At 64.1% G+C, this 17,586-nt stretch carries 20 protein-coding genes; 11 read left to right on the top strand and 9 right to left on the bottom strand.

Features of this window, described 5'->3' with window-relative positions; genetic code table 11:
• Nucleotides 1-83: 83 nt before the first annotated feature.
• A complete protein-coding gene (ykgO, locus tag JQ572_RS02515; protein WP_006611362.1) occupies nt 84-209 on the bottom strand; it encodes a type B 50S ribosomal protein L36 in 126 nt (41 codons plus the stop codon).
• Nucleotides 206-592 (bottom strand): hypothetical protein, encoded by a 387-nt coding sequence (locus JQ572_RS02510; protein WP_211381398.1) that lies wholly within the window; start codon nt 590-592, stop codon nt 206-208. The genes ykgO and JQ572_RS02510 overlap by 4 nt, the downstream gene beginning before the upstream one ends.
• On the opposite strand from JQ572_RS02510, the gene JQ572_RS02505 reads away from it, so the two are divergent.
• From JQ572_RS02505 to JQ572_RS02480, 6 genes are all read left to right on the top strand, one after another.
• A complete protein-coding gene (locus tag JQ572_RS02505) occupies nt 549-1,433 on the top strand; it encodes an amidohydrolase family protein (RefSeq protein WP_211381397.1) in 885 nt (294 codons plus the stop codon). The genes JQ572_RS02510 and JQ572_RS02505 overlap by 44 nt on opposite strands.
• A gap of 136 nt (nt 1,434-1,569) precedes the next feature.
• Nucleotides 1,570-3,081, top strand: a complete 1,512-nt coding sequence (locus JQ572_RS02500) for a bifunctional class I SAM-dependent methyltransferase/glycosyltransferase family 2 protein (RefSeq protein ID WP_211381396.1) — start codon at nt 1,570-1,572, stop codon at nt 3,079-3,081.
• Nucleotides 3,082-3,124: 43 nt separating this feature from the next.
• Nucleotides 3,125-4,750, top strand: coding sequence for a hypothetical protein (locus JQ572_RS02495; protein WP_211382388.1), 1,626 nt, complete (start codon nt 3,125-3,127; stop codon nt 4,748-4,750).
• A gap of 111 nt (nt 4,751-4,861) precedes the next feature.
• Nucleotides 4,862-5,626 (top strand): haloacid dehalogenase type II, encoded by a 765-nt coding sequence (locus JQ572_RS02490; RefSeq protein ID WP_211381395.1) that lies wholly within the window; start codon nt 4,862-4,864, stop codon nt 5,624-5,626.
• A gap of 7 nt (nt 5,627-5,633) precedes the next feature.
• Entirely contained in the window at nt 5,634-6,101 is a 468-nt protein-coding gene (locus JQ572_RS02485) for a YbaK/EbsC family protein (protein WP_211381394.1), read from the top strand.
• 51 nt (nt 6,102-6,152) lie between these two features.
• Complete coding sequence (locus JQ572_RS02480; RefSeq protein WP_211381393.1) at nt 6,153-6,992, top strand: adenylate/guanylate cyclase domain-containing protein; 840 nt, start codon at nt 6,153-6,155, stop codon at nt 6,990-6,992.
• 68 nt (nt 6,993-7,060) lie between these two features.
• Here the strand turns inward: JQ572_RS02480 and JQ572_RS02475 are convergent, their stop codons facing one another.
• Both JQ572_RS02475 and JQ572_RS02470 read right to left on the bottom strand, forming a co-directional pair.
• Nucleotides 7,061-7,411, bottom strand: a complete 351-nt coding sequence (locus JQ572_RS02475) for a hypothetical protein (protein ID WP_211381392.1) — start codon at nt 7,409-7,411, stop codon at nt 7,061-7,063.
• Between the two features lie 95 nt (nt 7,412-7,506).
• Complete coding sequence (locus JQ572_RS02470) at nt 7,507-8,493, bottom strand: tripartite tricarboxylate transporter substrate binding protein (protein ID WP_211381391.1); 987 nt, start codon at nt 8,491-8,493, stop codon at nt 7,507-7,509.
• 146 nt (nt 8,494-8,639) lie between these two features.
• Between JQ572_RS02470 and JQ572_RS02465 the strand changes: the two genes are divergently transcribed.
• Nucleotides 8,640-8,897: a hypothetical protein gene (locus JQ572_RS02465; protein WP_211381390.1), complete on the top strand. Its 258-nt coding sequence runs from the start codon at nt 8,640-8,642 to the stop codon at nt 8,895-8,897.
• A gap of 54 nt (nt 8,898-8,951) precedes the next feature.
• Here JQ572_RS02465 and JQ572_RS02460 read toward each other — a convergent pair whose 3' ends face one another.
• Nucleotides 8,952-9,887: a LysR family transcriptional regulator gene (locus JQ572_RS02460; protein WP_211381389.1), complete on the bottom strand. Its 936-nt coding sequence runs from the start codon at nt 9,885-9,887 to the stop codon at nt 8,952-8,954.
• A gap of 116 nt (nt 9,888-10,003) precedes the next feature.
• On the opposite strand from JQ572_RS02460, the gene JQ572_RS02455 reads away from it, so the two are divergent.
• The 3 genes from JQ572_RS02455 (at nt 10,004) to wrbA (ending at nt 12,240) form a co-directional block, all read left to right on the top strand.
• Entirely contained in the window at nt 10,004-10,756 is a 753-nt protein-coding gene (locus JQ572_RS02455; RefSeq protein WP_211381388.1) for an SDR family NAD(P)-dependent oxidoreductase, read from the top strand.
• 34 nt (nt 10,757-10,790) lie between these two features.
• Nucleotides 10,791-11,489, top strand: a complete 699-nt coding sequence (locus JQ572_RS02450) for a pirin family protein (protein WP_211381387.1) — start codon at nt 10,791-10,793, stop codon at nt 11,487-11,489.
• A gap of 151 nt (nt 11,490-11,640) precedes the next feature.
• Nucleotides 11,641-12,240, top strand: coding sequence for an NAD(P)H:quinone oxidoreductase (wrbA, locus tag JQ572_RS02445; RefSeq protein ID WP_211381386.1), 600 nt, complete (start codon nt 11,641-11,643; stop codon nt 12,238-12,240).
• A gap of 343 nt (nt 12,241-12,583) precedes the next feature.
• Here the strand turns inward: wrbA and JQ572_RS02440 are convergent, their stop codons facing one another.
• A complete protein-coding gene (locus JQ572_RS02440) occupies nt 12,584-13,060 on the bottom strand; it encodes an Lrp/AsnC family transcriptional regulator (protein WP_211381385.1) in 477 nt (158 codons plus the stop codon).
• Between the two features lie 122 nt (nt 13,061-13,182).
• Between JQ572_RS02440 and JQ572_RS02435 the strand changes: the two genes are divergently transcribed.
• A complete protein-coding gene (locus JQ572_RS02435; protein ID WP_211381384.1) occupies nt 13,183-13,722 on the top strand; it encodes an RBBP9/YdeN family alpha/beta hydrolase in 540 nt (179 codons plus the stop codon).
• A 21-nt stretch (nt 13,723-13,743) separates the two neighbouring features.
• Here the strand turns inward: JQ572_RS02435 and JQ572_RS02430 are convergent, their stop codons facing one another.
• From JQ572_RS02430 to JQ572_RS02420, 3 genes are all read right to left on the bottom strand, one after another.
• Complete coding sequence (locus tag JQ572_RS02430) at nt 13,744-14,892, bottom strand: GNAT family N-acetyltransferase (protein WP_211381383.1); 1,149 nt, start codon at nt 14,890-14,892, stop codon at nt 13,744-13,746.
• A 92-nt stretch (nt 14,893-14,984) separates the two neighbouring features.
• Nucleotides 14,985-16,364: an O-antigen ligase family protein gene (locus JQ572_RS02425; protein WP_211381382.1), complete on the bottom strand. Its 1,380-nt coding sequence runs from the start codon at nt 16,362-16,364 to the stop codon at nt 14,985-14,987.
• Between the two features lie 39 nt (nt 16,365-16,403).
• Complete coding sequence (locus JQ572_RS02420) at nt 16,404-17,471, bottom strand: glycosyltransferase (RefSeq protein WP_211381381.1); 1,068 nt, start codon at nt 17,469-17,471, stop codon at nt 16,404-16,406.
• Nucleotides 17,472-17,586: the final 115 nt, after the last annotated feature.

The following is a 17,586-nucleotide window of genomic DNA, read 5'->3' as shown; positions in this document are numbered from 1 at the left end:
GCCGCCCTTGCAAAGCAAAGGCGGCGTCAAACTCGCGTGAGACCGTGGTCTTGCGGGGCGCGCGAGCGTCCGGCAGGGCGATATCAGCCCTGGCGAGCCTTGAAGCGGCGCTGCACCTTGTTGATCACATAGACCCGGCCCTTGCGGCGAACCAGGCGGTTGGCGCGATGGCGACCGCGCAGCGATTTCAGCGAGTTACGGACCTTCATGGCGGAATCCTGAACGTTCGAAAGGCCGTGTTCGGCACTACCGTTTCGGCACGCGCGAATGTGGCAAAATGAGATTTTTCCCGCTGGCGGACGACCGCCCGGGACGGGGCGGTTCTTAAGGCATGGCGGGAGGTGATGTCAATGTTGAGTGCCCGGTTCCGAACCGGCAATTTCGCGAAAACAACCCCATGCACAGTAGAAGCGGCCGGATCGGCCCAATCTGGGCCTTCGCGGCCGAGCACGGCAAATGCTTTTGCTGGCTGCGGTTTTACCGCCAGCGACGCCTTGCCAAATTCGTTATATCCTATAATCAATTCGGCAACCCGTCGGGAGGAAACAATGCCGAAGCTGAAGCTACCCAATATCGACGACGTCGTCGCCATCGACATCCACACCCATGCCGAGGAGCCTTGCGGCACCCATCCCGACGACGGCTATGACGATTTCCAGGCGCAGATGGCCGACTATTTCAAGTCGCCGCACAAGCATCCGCCGACCGTGCCGGAGACCGCCGCCTACTACCGCTCCAAGAACATCGCCGCGGTGATCTTCCCGGTCGACGCCGAGCGCGAGACCGGCTTCCGCCGCTACAACAATTACGAGATGATCGAGGCCGCATCCGATCATCTCGACGTCCTCATCCCGTTTGTCTCGATCGACCCGCACAAGGGCAAGCTCGGCGCCCGCGAGGCGCGCAAGCTGATCGAGGAATACGGCGTGCGCGGCTTCAAATTCCATCCGACCATGCAGGGCTTCTACGCCAACGACCGCATGGCCTATCCGCTCTACGAAGAGATCAACAATGGCGGCGCGATCGCGCTATTCCACACCGGCCAGACCGGCGTCGGCTCCGGCATGCCGGGCGGCATGGGCATGCGGCTGAAATACTCCAACCCGATGTACATGGACGACGTCGCGGCTGATTTCCCCGACCTCAAGATCATCCTCGCCCACCCCTCCTTCCCCTGGCAGGAGGAGGCGCTGTCGGTCGCGACCCACAAGCCGAACGTCTATATCGACCTGTCCGGCTGGTCGCCGAAATATTTCCCGCCGATCCTGGTGCGCTACATCAACTCGATCCTGCAGGACAAGATGCTGTTCGGCTCGGACTGGCCGGTGATCACGCCGGACCGCTGGCTGTCGGATTTCGCCAAGATCGAGATCCGCGACGAGATCCGGCCGAAGGTGCTCAAGGCCAACGCGCGCAAGCTGCTGGGGATCTAACCCGAGTACCGTCTCGCGCGACGGCGAGAGGCGGTAGGCAGCGACGGAGTGGAGCGTCCAGCAGACCATTTTCGCATAGCCAACAGCAGCACTTTTCTGCCATGCTGCGTTCATCGAAGTCGTCGGGCGGGGGCTCATGACGCAATCGGACCTGGAATTTCCGCACGCGCGGAACGCTGCCTTGCCACGCGCCTGCCGCGATGGCGAGGTGGCGCCGCGCAATTTTTCGTCGCGCAAGGCGGCGCTTCGCGATCATGCTGACCGGTTCGCCGTCTCCCGGGCGCGCTGGCGCGAGAAGGCCGCATTTTTTCACGGCGAGGACGAACGCTACTTGCAATTCCTCATTCCGCCGGGAAGCCGCGTCCTCGATATCGGTTGCGGCCTCGGGGACACGCTCGCCGCGTTGAAGCCATCTCATGGAGTCGGCCTCGACTTCAGCGATGCGCAGATCGAACTCGCGCGGCGGCGCCATCCTGATCTTCAGTTCATCCAGGCGGACGCCGAGGACGCGATCACGCTGTCATCCGTCCACGGCCCGTTCGACTTCATTCTCGTCCTCGACACGATCGGCTCCCTCGACGATTGCCAAAGGTTCATCGAACAACTGCACCCGCTGTGCTCGCGCGAGACGCGGCTGGTGATCGGCCATTTTTCTCACCTCTGGTATCCGGTTCTCAAGCTTGCCGAGATCCTGGGCCTTCGCATGCCCCAGCCAGATCAAAACGTGCTTTCGCCCGACGATCTGCGCAACCTCGCAGCCCTGGCCGACTTCGATCCGATCGAATCCGAGCAACGCATCCTGTCTCCCCTGCGCTTGTTCGGGATCGGACGTTTCGCCAACCGGTTCGTCAGCGTCCTGCCCGGCATTCGCGCGCTGTCGCTGCGCCATTATCTCGTGGCGCGCTCGCTGCGCCATGTCGACGATGACGTATCGTCCGTGAGCGTGATCATTCCCGCCAGAAACGAGCGTGGCAATATCGAGCCTGCGGTGCGACGGGTTGCGCAGTTCTGTCCCGACATCGAGATCATTTTCATCGAGGGCCACAGCAAGGACGGCACGTTCGAGGAGATGACACGGGTCCAACAGGCATTCCCCGACAAGGACGTCAAAGTCATGCGGCAGCCGGGCAAGGGAAAGGCCGACGCCGTCTTCACCGCCTTCGATGCCGCGCGAGGCGACGTGCTGATGATTCTGGACGCCGACCTCACCATGCCGCCCGAGCAGCTCTGTAAGTTCTACGAGGCACTGCGATCGGGTAAGGGCGAGTTCATCAACGGTTCGCGTCTGGTCTACCCGATGGACGCCGGGGCCATGCGCTTCCTGAATCTGATCGCCAACAAGGTCTTCTCATATCTGTTCTCGTGGCTGTTGAACCAGCGCTACACGGATACGCTGTGCGGTACCAAGGTCCTGCGCCGAAGCGATTACCATCGTCTCAAGGCGGGAAAGGCCTATTTCGGAGACTTCGATCCGTTTGGTGACTTCGATCTGATCTTCGGTGCCTCGAAACTCAACCTGAAGAGCATTGATATTCCCATTCGCTACGCAGCGCGCAGCTACGGCGAAACGCAGATCTCGCGCTTCAGCCACGGCTGGATGCTGCTGAAGATGGTCGTGTTCGCATTCTTCAAGATCAAGGCCATTTGACGCCAATGGTAGTGATGTCGGCGAGGATGGTTTGAAAGCTGAGTTGGCGCGCCGGTGTCGGCCTGTTGTCAACGCCGTCCATACATGGCGATCCCATTGCGATCCGCTCGACCGGCTGACGCCGTTCGGATGGCGAGGCGGCCTCATCGTGATACTCGGATTAACGCTGCTGTCGTTCCTGCTGTGCGGCTATTTCATCGTGTATTGGCGCAACGCCGACATGGATTTCATGGTGGTCTACAACGCACTTGCACTCAATGACGGGGGCAAGCGCGCATTCTTCGACCACCCTGCCGATCTGACCATCCTGTCGGTCGAGGCATGGTTCCGTCTGCTCCACCAGCTTCGCCTGCTCGAGGCCTGGACGCTTTCCGCCATTCCCCCTGCATCGAACGGACCATCGTTTGATGCGGCGATGACGAGCGCGGTCCGCGCTGCGAGGGTGGCCGCGCTGCTGACCGCAACTGGCCTCCTTTTCCTGTTTGCCGCGCTGGCCCGTCGGATCGGCGGGGACTTGCGGGTCGCGACTTGCGGCGTTTTTGCATTCGCGTTTTCCGGCGGCTTTCAGATGCACCTGCGCATTCTGCGAAGCGAGATGATCGCCGCCGGCTTTTGCATCGCCGCCCTGATGCTGCTCATCGTCGCTGCGCGCCGGGCCACAATCTATCGGCCGCTGCTTGTCGGCCTGGCTGCATGGCTTTGCGTGCTCGGACTTCAGAACAAGGTGCAGGCGATCTTGCTTATCGCCGCTCTACCGGTGCTGGTCATTCCGTTCGGGAACAGCGCGAGCGTCAGCGTCGGGTTCTGGCGGTCGGGCTCGGGCGCGACGCTTGCGGCGACGGCAACCGCCGCGCTCGGAATTTGTGCCGCGCTGCTGGCATGGCCTCTGGCCGCCGCCGGACTCGATCCCGTTGCGGCGAGCGCCGCCGGCCTCAAGCCGCTCCTTCTGGGCAGGTTCGGCACCTATCAGATTGGGCTGGCCGGCTGGTTCGTGGGGTGGACGATCGCTTTTGCCGCGATCTGGCGGGTGAGCCTGCTGGAGACCGTTGCGACGATGTGTGCGCTCGTCATCGGCGCATCGCTCGCCACCCTGACGCTCTATATTCAATACGACGTCACCGCTCTCGTCGTCGTGTTCAATCCGATCGAGAAGATGCTGATGTATGTCGACGCGCCGGACGCATCCACGAGCGTGCAAGGCGCAGCCGGCCTTATTCTGACGGGCGTGCTTGGCGTGCTCAAGCGCTATACTTTCGTGCTGTTCACCTCGCCGCGACCCACTGTGTTTCTGACCTGGCTGATCTTTCCCGGCATCATCCTTGCCTGGCGGCAATGCAAGCATCAGGTCGCCGTTCAAGCCGCTTTCATGATGCTCGCTGCGATAGCGATCGACGCAATCGGCGTGCGGCGGGGTTTGAAGCTTGAATATTTCGTGTTCACCGATCCGCTGATCATCCTCGCCGGAATGGTGCTCCTCAACGAGTTGGCGGACATGCGCGTGAGCCGCTGGACCTTCCCGATCGGCGCCGCGCTGATCGGGCTCCATGTGGGCATCAGCCAGGCGGAGCCGCTGAAGATGGCGTTGAAGCGAAGCGGACCGGAAAGCATCTGCGAATGGCGACCAACCTACATGCCGGAGCTTTCCCTCCCGTGGTGTGCAATGCGATGAATCATTCGGCTCGTCGGGCCGACCGTCGATCGTGCCGATCGACACCGATATCGCGGACACCAAAAATGAGGTATAGGCAACGCCGTAGCCAGTTGAGCGCAGGAAACTCGCGTGCCCCTCAAAGCCGTCGTCTTCGACGCCTACGGAACGCTCTACGACATCCAGTCGGTCGCGGAGATCACCGAGGATGCGTTTCCGGGCTACGGCGAGATCATCACGCAGATCTGGCGCATCAAGCAGCTTGAATACACCTGGTTGCGCTCGCTGATGCGGCGCTACCAGGACTTTGCCGCCGTCACCCGCGACTCGCTCGCCTATACGCTGCGCGTGCTGGGCCTTGCTTATGACAGCGAGGCGTTCGAGCGCGTGATCGAGAAATATCTGCATCTCGATCTCTATCCGGAGGCGACGGCCGCGCTCACGGCCCTGAAGCCGCGAAAGCTCGCCATCCTCTCCAACGGCAGTCCGGACATGCTGAATGCGCTCGTGCGCAACACCGGCCTCGACGCCCTGCTCGATGCCACCATCAGCGTCGACGCGAACAGGATCTTCAAGCCGAGTCCGGAAGCTTACGCGCTGATCGGCGAAATGCTCGGCACCGCGCCGGACGAGGTGCTGTTCGTCTCGTCCAATCCCTGGGACGTCGCCGGCGCGAAGGCATTTGGACTGAACGTCGCCTGGATCGAGCGGGTGACGCCCGAGGCGATGGCGCTGGCTTGCGTCGAGAGCGAACTCGTGGCACCGCTGACCATGTTCAAGGCGATCCGCACCCAGATGGACGAGCTTGGACTTGCGCCGGACCACCGCGTCCGCTCGCTCTCCGAGCTGCCCGGGATCATCTCTAGGGATGACCCGGGGATCGCCGCCCGCCCGTGAGTTGTGAATGAGCCTGGAATCCGTTCGCGCCTTCTTCGCCGAGAAAGCCCCCGACATATCAGTGATTGAATCGCCGATCAGCTCGGCCACGGTGCCGCTGGCCGCCGAGGCCTACGGCGTCGAGCCCGGGATGATCGCCAAGACGCTGTCATTGCGTGTCGGCGAGCGCGTGATCCTGATCGTCGCGGCCGGCACCTCGCGGATGGACAACAAGAAGGTGAAGGCGCAGTTCGGCGGCAAGCCGAAAATGCTGGGGCTGGAAGAGGTCGCCGAGATCACCGGCCACGAGGTCGGCGGCGTCTGCCCGTTCGGGCTGAAGTCGCCGCTGCCGGTCTATTGCGACGTCTCGCTGAAGGCGTTCGACGTCGTGGTGCCGGCCGCGGGCTCGACTCACAGCGCGGTGCGCATCACGCCGGACCGGATGGCCGAGCTGACCGGGGCTGAATGGGTCGATGTCTGCGAGATCAGGCCGTAAGTCAGCGGATGCCTGATGCATTTGCCGGTCAGGAAGGCTAATGTACGGACCATGCCCGACGATAAGGTAAAACGACGGCTAACCACCGTGCTGTGCGCTGATGTGCACGGCTATTCTCGCCTCATGGAAGCAGACGAGGCGGGAACGCTGGAGACACTGCGCCGCTACCGCACGGCCATTGCCGGATTGGTGGAGCGCCATGACGGGCGGATCGTGAATACCTGGGGTGATGCCGTCATCGCCGAATTCGCCAGCGTCGTCGAGGCCGTGCAATGTGCGGTCGAGATTCAGCAGGAAATTTCCAACCAGGATTTGGACCGACCTCCGCCGATGCGTTTTCGCATCGGCATCAATCTCGGCGACGTGATGGTGGATGGTTCGGATCTTTATGGAGACGGGGTCAATATCGCCGCGCGCCTGCAAGAACTTGCCGACCCCGGTGGCATCGTGATCTCCAGCTCCGCCTATGATCAGGTGCACAACAAATTATCTGTTGGCTTCGACTGTCTCGGCCAGCGTCCAATGAAGAACATCGCTCCCGTGACCAGTTATCGCGTGACCATGAGCGGCCAAACCGCTCAAGCACGGGGCTTTCCGCCTGGCGAACGCCTGGCTTCCCAGGGCGCAGTCGCGGGCTCGCAAACTGACGCCGTACACCGCGACAAGTACGAATCATCCACATGGATGCGCTTGGCTTCAGATGGGCTGGCGAAGCTGCCCCGCCCGGTCGCAGCGGCCCTCACGGTGTCGGCCTTTCTGATTCTGATCAATATTTTCACTGGCATGCACAGGATCTGGTTCCATTGGCCAGTCGCAGCTTTGCTCTTCGGTGCCATCATGCGGACGGCCCTCCGGCATCGACCTGAGTCGGACGGCAAAGGAGAGCGCTGAATGAGCCGGCCCGACCGCATCCTGGCGCTTGTCGCTGCGCACGCTCCCGGATCCTGCTCCAGGCAGCGCTAATCATCCTCGTCGTAAGGCCGGGGCTGTTCCGGCGGAGGCGGCGGCGCGGCGTTGTAACGCGGTGGCGGCGCAGCGCGATTGCGCGGAACCGGCTGCTGCGGCTGCATCTGGTTATTGGATTGGAACACCGCGCGGCAGCCGCTGGAGAGTTGCGGCGTATTCTGCTGCAAGCAAGCCGTGATGCGGCTGACGTCAGGGATCTGATCGCTGCACAGCCGCCACACATCCGGCGTGCAGGCCATCTGCTGCTCCATGGTTCCGCGATACTCTTCAGCGGATGCAGCGCTATGCGCGACGATGCCGCCGACCGCAAGCGCCACACCCAGCGCAATCCGCTCTGTTCGCATGTCCGATTCCTTCGCGAGTCTCTCGAATTCTCTTCAATCAATGAGACGCGGAGAGGTTCTGGACCAACAAAAAAATGTGAAAACGGACTGGGAACCTATTCGACCTTGCCGATCTTCTTGACCGCCGTAATCAGCCGCGCGCTGTCGGTCGCCACGAACTCGGAGAAGGCCGGCGCGTCCTGATAGGCGACGAGACTGCCCGACGTCTCGAAGGCCTTGAGCACGTCCGGACTCGTCATCACCTGCGCCATCGCCTCGCGCAGGCGGGTCGCGATCGACGCCGGCAACGTGCTCTGCGCGAACAGGCCGGCCCAAATGTACATCTCGACGTCCTTGTAGCCGAGCTCCTGGAAGGTCGGGACATCCGGGAAGCTCGCGATGCGCCGCGCGCCGCAATTGCCGAGCACGCGCAGCTTGCCGTCGTCGACCTGCGGCTTCAGCGTGCCGGGTGCGGCGGCGATCGCCTGCACGGTCCCGCTGAGGATCGCGGTCAGCGCGGGACCCGCGCCACGGAACGGCACGTGCAGCAGCTTGATGCCGGCGCTGTTTGCGAACATCTCCATCGCCACGTGCAGCGTGCCGTAGGGGCCCGACGAGCCATAGGTGATCTGGCCCGGGCGTTTCTTCGCATCCTCGACAAAATCCTGCGCCGTCTTCCACGGTGCCGAGGCCGGCACGGCGAGCAGCGTGGGATCGGCCAGCACGCGCGCGATCGGCATGAACTGCGAGACCTCGTAGGCGACGGGACGGTCGAACAGCCGGTCGGCCTCGGGCAGCACCGCAAGCGAAGACAGCGCCATCAGCAGCGTGTAGCCGTCAGGCTCGGCGCGCGCCGCCGCGGCGTTGCCGACCGATCCGCCGCCGCCGCCGGCGCGGTTGTCGACGATGACCGGCTTGCCGAGGATCCGCTCCAGAGCCTGTGCGACGGGACGCGCCGCGAGATCGGCCTGCCCGCCGGCCGGAAACGGCACGATCATCGTGATGTTGCGGGCGGGATAGGCTTGCGCAAAAGCAGGGTCCGGCAGCGCAGCGCGCAACAGCGGCAATGCAGCAGCTGCGCGCAGGATGTCGCGACGATCCATGGAAGCCCCCTCCTCGATTGTTCTTGTTTCGCTCCCAGCCTAACGTGGCGATCGGCAAGAACAAGCCGTTTACGAAGCATTAACCATGTTGGGCCGGACCCGGAACGCATCCCCCGAGCCATCGTTGCCCTCCCAGGAAGTGTGTCATGGGAAAACTCGCAACCATCGACGTCGCCCTGGACGAGATGCTGGTGAATCTCGCCGCGATCGTCCTGCGGCTTTCAAAGCCCGACGTGACGCGTACGCCGGAAGCGCGGCGCGCCCTGGCGAAATCGGTGCATCAATACGCGGTCTGCGCGAAGCGCTCGAGCGACCCGCGTGTGCACGAATTGAAGTCGCAGCTCGAAGAGACGCTGAAGCCGGGCCTGCGCATTGTCGCGCGCGACGGCGTAAAGGTGTCGTAGCCGAATTCCATCATTACTTCGCTGCTCTCTCAATGACTGATGGTCCCGCCCGCTCTATGACGGCTTTGCCTTTCCGCGCACCCGCCGCTTGCACGTGCCCGGCAGCTTCGCCGCGAGAAAATCGCCGAGCGCCTCGACGCGTGCGGGGCGCGGGCCGCCGGGCGGCGTCACCAGATGCACGGCGCCTTCGGCCTGCTTCCAGTCCTTCAGGATCACTTCGACCTCACCCGAGGAGATGGCTTCACCGACAATGAATTCGGGAAGCTCGGCAATGCCGAGACCGGCGATCAGCGCCGGCATCACCGCTTCACCATTGTTGACGCGAAGCTGTCCGCCCGGGCGCACGCTGGCCTGCTCGCCGGCCGAATTGGTGTAGTGCCAGACATTCGGCGTCGAGAGGTAGGCGTAGCTGAAGCATTTGTGCTCGGCCAGATGCATCGGATGCGTCGGCCGGCCGTGGCGCTTGAGGTAGGACGGCGCCGCCACCGTGAAACGCGGCATGGTGAAGAGCCGCCGCGCGATCAGCGAGGAATCCGGCAGCCGCGCAATCCGCACCGCCATGTCGAAGCCCTCGCCGATCAGATCGACGGTCGCATCGCTCAGATGCAGATCGACCGAGACTTCCGGATAGGTCTCAAAAAACTCCGGCAGCAGCGGCGCCACCGCCTTGATCCCGAACGTCATGGGCACTGCGAGCCGCACCAGGCCTCGCGGCGCCACCGATTGCGCCAGCGCCTCGTTCTCCGCCGCCTCACCGTCGGCGAGCAGACGGGTCGCCCGTTCGGCGAGCTTGTGCCCGGCATCGGTCAGCGCCAGCCGGCGCGAAGTGCGGTTGAACAGCCGGGCACCGAGCCGCTCCTCCAGCCGGGTCACCGCCTTGGACACCGTCGCCTTGGACGTCGCAAGCTCACTCGCGGCCCCCGCAAACGACCGCAATTCCACGACTTTTGCGAAAATCGCGAGGGCCTCGAAATCCGGGAGTTTTGCCATGGGAGCGGTCCAATCGCGACGATATAGGAAACAATTCGTTTCAACAGTTTCTATTTCTATACCACAGAGGGAGGCTTATCCAAGGGTGATCAGACATACAGGAATGGAGAAATCCAATGACCAAGAAGCTCTCAGGCAAGGTTGCACTCGTCACCGGCGGCTCCCGCGGCATCGGCGCGGCATCGGCCCGCGCTCTTGCCGACGAAGGTGCCGATGTCGCCATCAGCTATGTTGCCTCGCCCGAAAAGGCTGAAGCGGTCGTCAGCGAGCTGAAGGCCCGCGGCGTCAAGGCTCGCGCCTTCAAGGCCGATCAGGCTTCGGCCAAGGACGTCACCCAGCTCGTCAAGGACGTCGCGAAGGAGTTCGGTCATCTCGACATCCTCGTCAACAATGCCGGCGTCGCCGCCGGCGGCGCGATCGATGATTTGAACGCGGATACCGACGCGCTGGCGCGCCAGGACTCGATCAACGTGCATGGTGTGATCGCCGCGATCCGCACAGCGTCACAGTTGATGGGAGAAGGCGGCCGCATCGTCACCGTCGGCTCGATGCTGGCCGATCGCGCCTCGTTCCCGGGCCTTGCCGATTACGTCGCGACCAAGGCGGCCGTGGTCGGCTACACCAAGGGCGCGGCACGCGACCTCGGCCCGCGCGGCATCACCGTGAACGTGGTGCAGCCCGGCTCGATCGACACCGACATGAACCCGAAGGACGGCGGCGAGTTCGCTGAGACCCAGCGCAAGCAGCACGCACTGCAGCGCTTCGGCCGCCCCGAGGAAGTCGCCGCCGGCGTCGTCTTCCTCGCCAGCCCCGAAGCCTCCTTCGTCACCGGCACCGTGCTCAACGTCGACGGCGGGTTCGGCGCCTGATCAAGGCGCCCCCTCACCAAAAGGAATTACGCAGATGATCGAACTCAGACCTTTCGACAGGCTCGGCGGCGCCGACCACGGCTGGCTCAAGGCCAAGCATCACTTCTCCTTCGCCAGCCACTATGACCCGAACAACATGGGTCACGGCGCCTTGCGGGTATGGAACGACGACGAGATCGCGCCGAACACCGGCTTTCCCGCCCATCCCCACGCCAACATGGAAATCATCACCTATGTGCGCGAGGGTGCGATCACTCACCAGGACAGCCTCGGCAACGAGGGCCGCACCGAGGCGGGCGACGTGCAGGTGATGAGCGCGGGCAGCGGCATCCGCCACTCCGAGTACAATCTCGAGCCGACCAGGACGCGGATCTTCCAGATCTGGATCGAGCCGACCGCGCGCGGGGGACAGCCGACCTGGGGCTCGAAACCGTTTCCGAAGGCGGACCGCTCCGGCAAGCTCGTCACCATCGCGAGCGGCTTCCAGGACGATGCGGACGCGCTGCCGATCCGCGCCGATGCACGGGTGCTGGCGACCACGCTGAAAGCCGGCGAGAGCGCCGAGTACGATCCGCAGAAGTCGCGGCACCTTTATCTCGTGCCCGCGGCGGGGTCGGTCGAGATCAACGGCGTGCGCGTCAACGCCCGCGACGGCGCCGCGATCCGCGACGAGGACAGGCTGAAGATCACGGCACTGGAGGATTCCGAGATCGTGCTCGTCGACGCGGCGTAACGACGCAACAACCCGTCATGCCCGGCCTTGAGCCGAGCATCCATCACCTTCGCAGGGCGCTTTTCGAAGCGCGCTGGATTGCCGGGTCAGGCCCGGCAATGACAACGAACAGCACAACTCGGCGCATCGAACCCACACAACGGAGACCATCATGACCAAAGTTCTCGTCCTTTATTATTCCGCCTATGGCCACATCGAAGCGATGGCCAATGCCGTCGCCGAAGGCGCGCGCGAAGCCGGTGCCACCGTCGACATCAAGCGCGTACCCGAACTGGTGCCGGCCGAAGTCGCCAAGGCCTCGTACTACAAGGTCGACCAGGCCGCGCCGATCGCCAAGATCGAGGACCTCGCCAATTACGATGCGATCATCGTCGGCACCGGCACCCGTTTCGGGCGGATGGCCTCGCAGATGGCCAACTTCCTCGACCAGGCCGGCGGGCTCTGGGCCAAGGGTGCCCTGCACGGCAAGGTCGGCGGCGCCTTCACGGCGACTGCGACCCAGCACGGCGGCCAGGAGACGACGCTGTTCTCGATCATCACCAACCTCCTGCATTTCGGCATGGTCGTGGTCGGCCTGAACTACGGTTTTGCCGGCCAGATGAAGCTCGACGAGGTCACCGGCGGCGCACCCTACGGCGCCACCACGATCACCGGCGGCGACGGCAGCCGCCAGCCCAGCGTCAACGAACTCGCGGGCGCGCGCTATCAGGGCCGCCAGATCGCGGAGACCGCCAGGAAACTCCATGGCTGAGCTGCACGGCTAAGCTCCACGACCGACTGCATGGCTGATGCGACGCGGGCGGCATTCTCTCTCGGGAATGCCGCCCCATCTTTGTGGACAGAATATCTCACCAACCAAATGCGTTACGAATGGCTTTCGAACTCTTGTTGATCGCGCAGATGATCCGCAGGCCCGCCCAGGCACTGGCACGGCGCTGGTATTGCCGCAGCCTTTTCAGGGCCTCACGCGGCCGCTTTCACCGCGCAGGCTGCACGAAGGCGTGATCCGCCGGCGATAACACGACACACGCGACAACCGGAAGCTCGGCGCAATCGTGACGGCGCGGTGACCTGTCGATCGCGCGGGACACGCCTCAACCGCGTTCGGCTTGCTTCCTGATGAGGTCTTTGCCGATCGGCCGCACCGGTTCGCTACGCAGCACGAGCGAGGTGGTGACGGCGCCAAAGCCGGCAATACGATCCACGATCGTCTCCAGATCCTCGGGCGCCGGAACGAGCACCTTGAGCACGAAGCAGTCATCGCCGGTGACGCGATGGACCTCGATGATGTGGGGGATCTCAGCGAACCGTTTGAGGCAGGTCTTGATGTGCTCATGCGTGGTGCGCAGGCGCACCAGCGCCATCAGGCCGAGGCCAAGCGCGCGCGAATTGATCCGGGCGCCATAGCCCTCGATGATGCCGGCTTCCTCGAGCCGCTTGACGCGCTCGAAGACGGCCGGCTGGGACAATCCGACGGAACGCCCAAGCTCGGACAGCGGCACCCGCGCATTGGCCTGCAGCGCCTCCAGGATCTTCAAGTCCTTGACGTCGATCCTCCCGAAGCGATCCAACAAAATTCTCCATTCCGCCTTGAGATCATCGGCAGATGATCGATTCCGCCGATGACTTGCCATGTGATGCAGGACCGTGACCGGCCACACTGCGCCTCCATCTCAGATATCACGGAACGATCATGCACGACATCATCACCTTGCCTGGCCTCGGCGGCTCCGGAGAGACCCATTGGCAGACGATCTGGGAGCGCACCGACGCGCGCTTCACGCGATTTCAGCCGGCGAGCTGGGACCAGCCCGACCTCGACGACTGGGAACAATCCCTTGAGCGGACAGTCAGGCGCTGCGCGAAGCCGCCGGTGCTGGTCGCACATAGCCTCGCCTGCCTGCTGGTCGCGCACTGGGCCGCGCGCCTCCCCTCCGCGATCGCAGGCGCCTTTCTGGTCGCTGTCCCCGATCCGGATGGCGCCAATTTTCCCGTCCAGGCCGTTTCGTTCAGGCCGCTGCCGAACAGCCCGCTGCGCTTTCCCTCGCTCATCATCGCGAGCACGAATGATCCCTATGGCGGACTCGAGAAAAGTGAGAAATTTGCGCGCGCCTGGCAATCCGCTCTGATCGTGCCGGGTGAACTCGGTCATATCAATGCGTCGAGCGGGCTCGGCGCCTGGCCGCAGGGCCGCGCATTGCTGGACGCCTTTCGTGCGGGCCTTCGGAGCTGACGGACAAAACGACGGCGCCTGTCAGCGTGCCACCTTGCCCATCGCCCGTGCCGCAAGGGCGGCGAGCCTGGGGTGCCGGCCGCGCAGGCCCTGCGCGGCATGGTCGCGCCATGCGTAAGGCATCCCGCGCCAGGACAGCGCAACGCTGACATCGGTCAGCGGCACGGGCTCGGCGCCGAAACGGCGTTTGTAGCCCTGGTTGCCGATGCTGAGGTCGAAGCGGCGCACGCCCTCCGCATGCAGCGTCGCCATGGTGCGCTCCGTGACCAGCAGCCCCGGCGAGCAGCTCGACCAGGAATCGCCGGCGTGGCTGATGCGCAGCAGGAAATAGGTCGCACCAGACCTGACGCCGAGGGTGGTGGCGACGACGGTCTCGTCGCACACCAGCGCCGAAATGACGGCATAGCCGTCCGCAACGCCCTGGCGGGCGACCTCGCGATAGAACCGGGCATGGGCTTCGTCGTTGAGGACGAAGCGCGAGCCGAGCTTGCGCATGCGCGCCTGCTGCTGGACATCCATCACGTCCAGCAGCTCGCGCGCACGCGTGACATCAGTGGCGATCTCGAATCGCGCGCCGGCATGACGGCTGAAGACGCGCCAGCAGCGCGGCATCTGCATGCGCTTGATCGAGGCCTGGTAATCCTCGTAGTCGTCGCCCGTCAGCACGAGATTGCCGTTGAGCGAGCAGGATCCGACCCGGCCGAGCGACACCAGCGGGTTCGGCTTGCCGCCGATTTGGGCCGGCATCTTCTTCAGACGCAGCAGGTCGAAGCGGTCGGGCAGCGCGCGCAACGCGTCGATCAGCGCCTTGCCGATCGCATCCGTGGCAACCGCGTCCAACGCGGCATCGAGCGCCAGGATCGGCGCGTTGTTGTCGGAAACGCCGAGGTCGGCGAATTCGACGATGCGGATGCCGCGCCTGACGTGGCTGATCATCGGCACCATTGCGATATCCTTGCCGGTCGCAACATCGGAGACGACTGCGATCAGCGGCGCGAGATCGTGGAACGCCTCGTACCACGCGCCGAGCCAGTGGCCATGCTGGAAAGCCGTGCGGTGCCCGGCGCTCGGGCGCAGCGCGGCGTGCCGCCAGTCGCGAAGGAAATCGATCGCGATCCCAGACGTGCTGGACACAAGACCATCTGGCTTCTCGACGCTGAGGAACGTCATCCGCGCAACATACGATTACCGAATGTTTCCAGATAGATTATGTTTGCCGCTGACCACAAGTGACGCCGCTGCATATCGTTAAGCCGATGCCACTACGGCCGTCCCGGCTGCGACAAGCTGTCAGCGCGCTGTTCCGTTTGCTCGACGCATTGGAACCTCGCCAGGAAGTGCAGGCCGGCCACGGCCATCGCGAACATGAACCAGATCGGATTCTGCCGTTCGAGCAGGAAGGTTTCGGTGGCCCCGTAATACAGCCCGAACAGCCACACGGTCAGGAACAGCTTCGCCAGCGCGCCACTCCGATTATGGGCCTGCGCCGACTGGAAATTGGCGAGCGGCGCAAGCACGAAGATGAGGATCACGAGCAACAGCCCCGGCAGACCGATGGTGACCGCAAGATCGAGATAGCTGTTGTGGCTGTGCGCCGCGGACGTCGCCCATTCGGCGCCCTGGGTGGTCTGCCTTGCGGTCACGTCGTCCCAGAAAGCCGCATAGCCGTGGCCGATGATCGGCTTCTCGGCAACGGCCGCGAGCGCGAACTCCCAGATCGCGGAACGGCCGGTGAAGGTCGGATCGAGCGGAAGCAGCCGCGTCATGGCGCCGAGCGCCGGGCTCATGACACTGCCGACCGTCAGCAGGTTCATCACGACCAGCGGCACGAAGCAGATGATCCGCTTCAGCCACAGGCTCGGCGTGACATAGACCAGCGAGGCGAGCGCGTAGATCGCAAGACACAGCACCGACGACGTCTTGCCGCCGGTGAAGATCAAGAAGATGCCGGCCAGCGCGGCGATCGTCGGTCCCATCACGAACGACCCGACGCCGCACAGGTAAATGCCGACATAGACCAGGATGGTCATCACCGGCGAGGCGATGTTCTTGTGGCCAAAGCTGCCGCGCCAGTCGCCGGCCAGCTGCGGCTCGGTGACATCGAGCGCCGTGTGGATCGAGTATTGCGGGGCGAGGAAGACGCCGAGATAGCAGAGGACGAGCAGCACGAGCGCCGCGCCGCCGAGACAAAGGTTGAATCCGCGCTGCGTCGGCGGCAGCAACGGCAACAGGACCGCGAGCGACATCACGCTGGCCGCGAGCACAAAGCGCTGCATCGAAACGCCGCGGCTCTCGGAGAGGGCGATGTTGATCAACAGCCAGCCGACCAGGCAAAGATGCAGCGGCGTCACCAAGCTCTTCAGCGCGGGCGCATCCGTGGCGGCGACGAACAGCACCGCGACCGCGGCCAGCAGCCCCCAGGAGACATAGGTGAGCGCCATGCGTCCGCCGACGACGGTGGTGACGTCCGCGTTGCGCAGGTCGGGAAACGGATCGAGCGTCACCAACACGAGAAGCAGCGCCGCGACCGCGACGAGACAACGCGCGGCCCGCACGGCATTCAGCTCCGCGAGGCCATCGCGCAAGACGTAGCCGAACGATCGGGTCTCGACGTCAGTGATCTCGGCGGCGCTGCGGTCCATGGCTCAAGGCAGGTAATGAGGCCGGGGAAGCTTCAGGTCTTAGCCCATCCCTGTTAAGCATTCGTCAACCACTCTCGCCCGGGTCTGCGACACTGGCGGCTTCCGCACGATGCTCCGCGCGATCTCGTAATATTGCAGCGCGCGCTGCTCCAGCGTGAGATTGTCGAGGACATACCCCCGCGGATCGAACTTGTCGGCGGCGCACCCGGCCCAGAAATCGTCCCAGCCCGCCTCGAACCCGTCGGTGTCCGCGAATCTGGCACCGCAACGATCATCCCAGTACGGCACCGACGACACCGGCGCGAACTGGACGCGATGCGGATAATAATCGGGGTCGCGCCAGGGCCCGCCCGGATCCCAGGCGAGCACCGGCACACCGCAGGACAGGGCCTGCTGATAGGCGATGCCCTGGCTCTCGTTCTGGCACAGGAAGATCATCGCACGCGATTGCGCGAGAGCTGTCTGATAGTCTTCTTCCTTGTAGCTGCCGTAACGCAGCTCGATGAACGAGCGGCCTTCCCTGGCGAGCCGGGCGCGGACGGGCTCGATCAGCTCCGGCGCATAGCGCTCGCGGTCCCAGTGCACCTTGTCGTAGATCAGGACGTCGACGCTCTTTTGCGACGTCGGCGACGGTGCCCACAGATCCGTGTCGATGCCGACCGGCCAGGCCTCCGTGTCGGGCCAATGCGGCCGGTACATGTCGACGTACCACGGGCCGGGCACCACGACCTTCTTGACCGGCAGGCGCTTGAACAGGTCGGGATCGTCGAGCGGATGATTGTGCGCGGCGACACCGAGCAGGATCGGATTCTTCCACGCGAACTTGTCGAGCAGGAAGGTGCGGCCGATGATGCAGGCGAGCTCGTCGGGATGCCGCGCGATGTAGCCGTAGTCGTTGACGCGGTAGCGGATGCCGAGCCGATCGAGGCCCGCACAGAGATTGAGGAACACCCGCAGCTGGCCGCTCATCCTCGGCTCACCGAGCAGCATGCGGCGCGCCATGCGCCGCAGATGCCGGTCGCCGGGAAACCAGCGATCGTCCTTGTCCTCGTAGAAGAGGTTGAGGATCATGTCGTCGGGATCGTGGTCGAATGTGTTTGCGGGCACTGGGTCCATCCGCGGCAGCCAGGTGCGCATTCTCGCATGGGACCGGCTGTCGCACTCTTCCAAATTTGCCACAGGCTTAATGCCGGCGGCTTAACGCTAATCTACGAAACCGCCG

It is taken from the genome of Bradyrhizobium sp. SZCCT0153, assembly GCF_018129995.1.
Taxonomy (GTDB): Bacteria; Pseudomonadota; Alphaproteobacteria; order Rhizobiales; family Xanthobacteraceae; genus Bradyrhizobium; species Bradyrhizobium japonicum_G.
The sequence above is the reverse complement of the archived record's forward strand: the minus strand, read 5'-3'. Positions and strand labels throughout refer to the sequence as shown.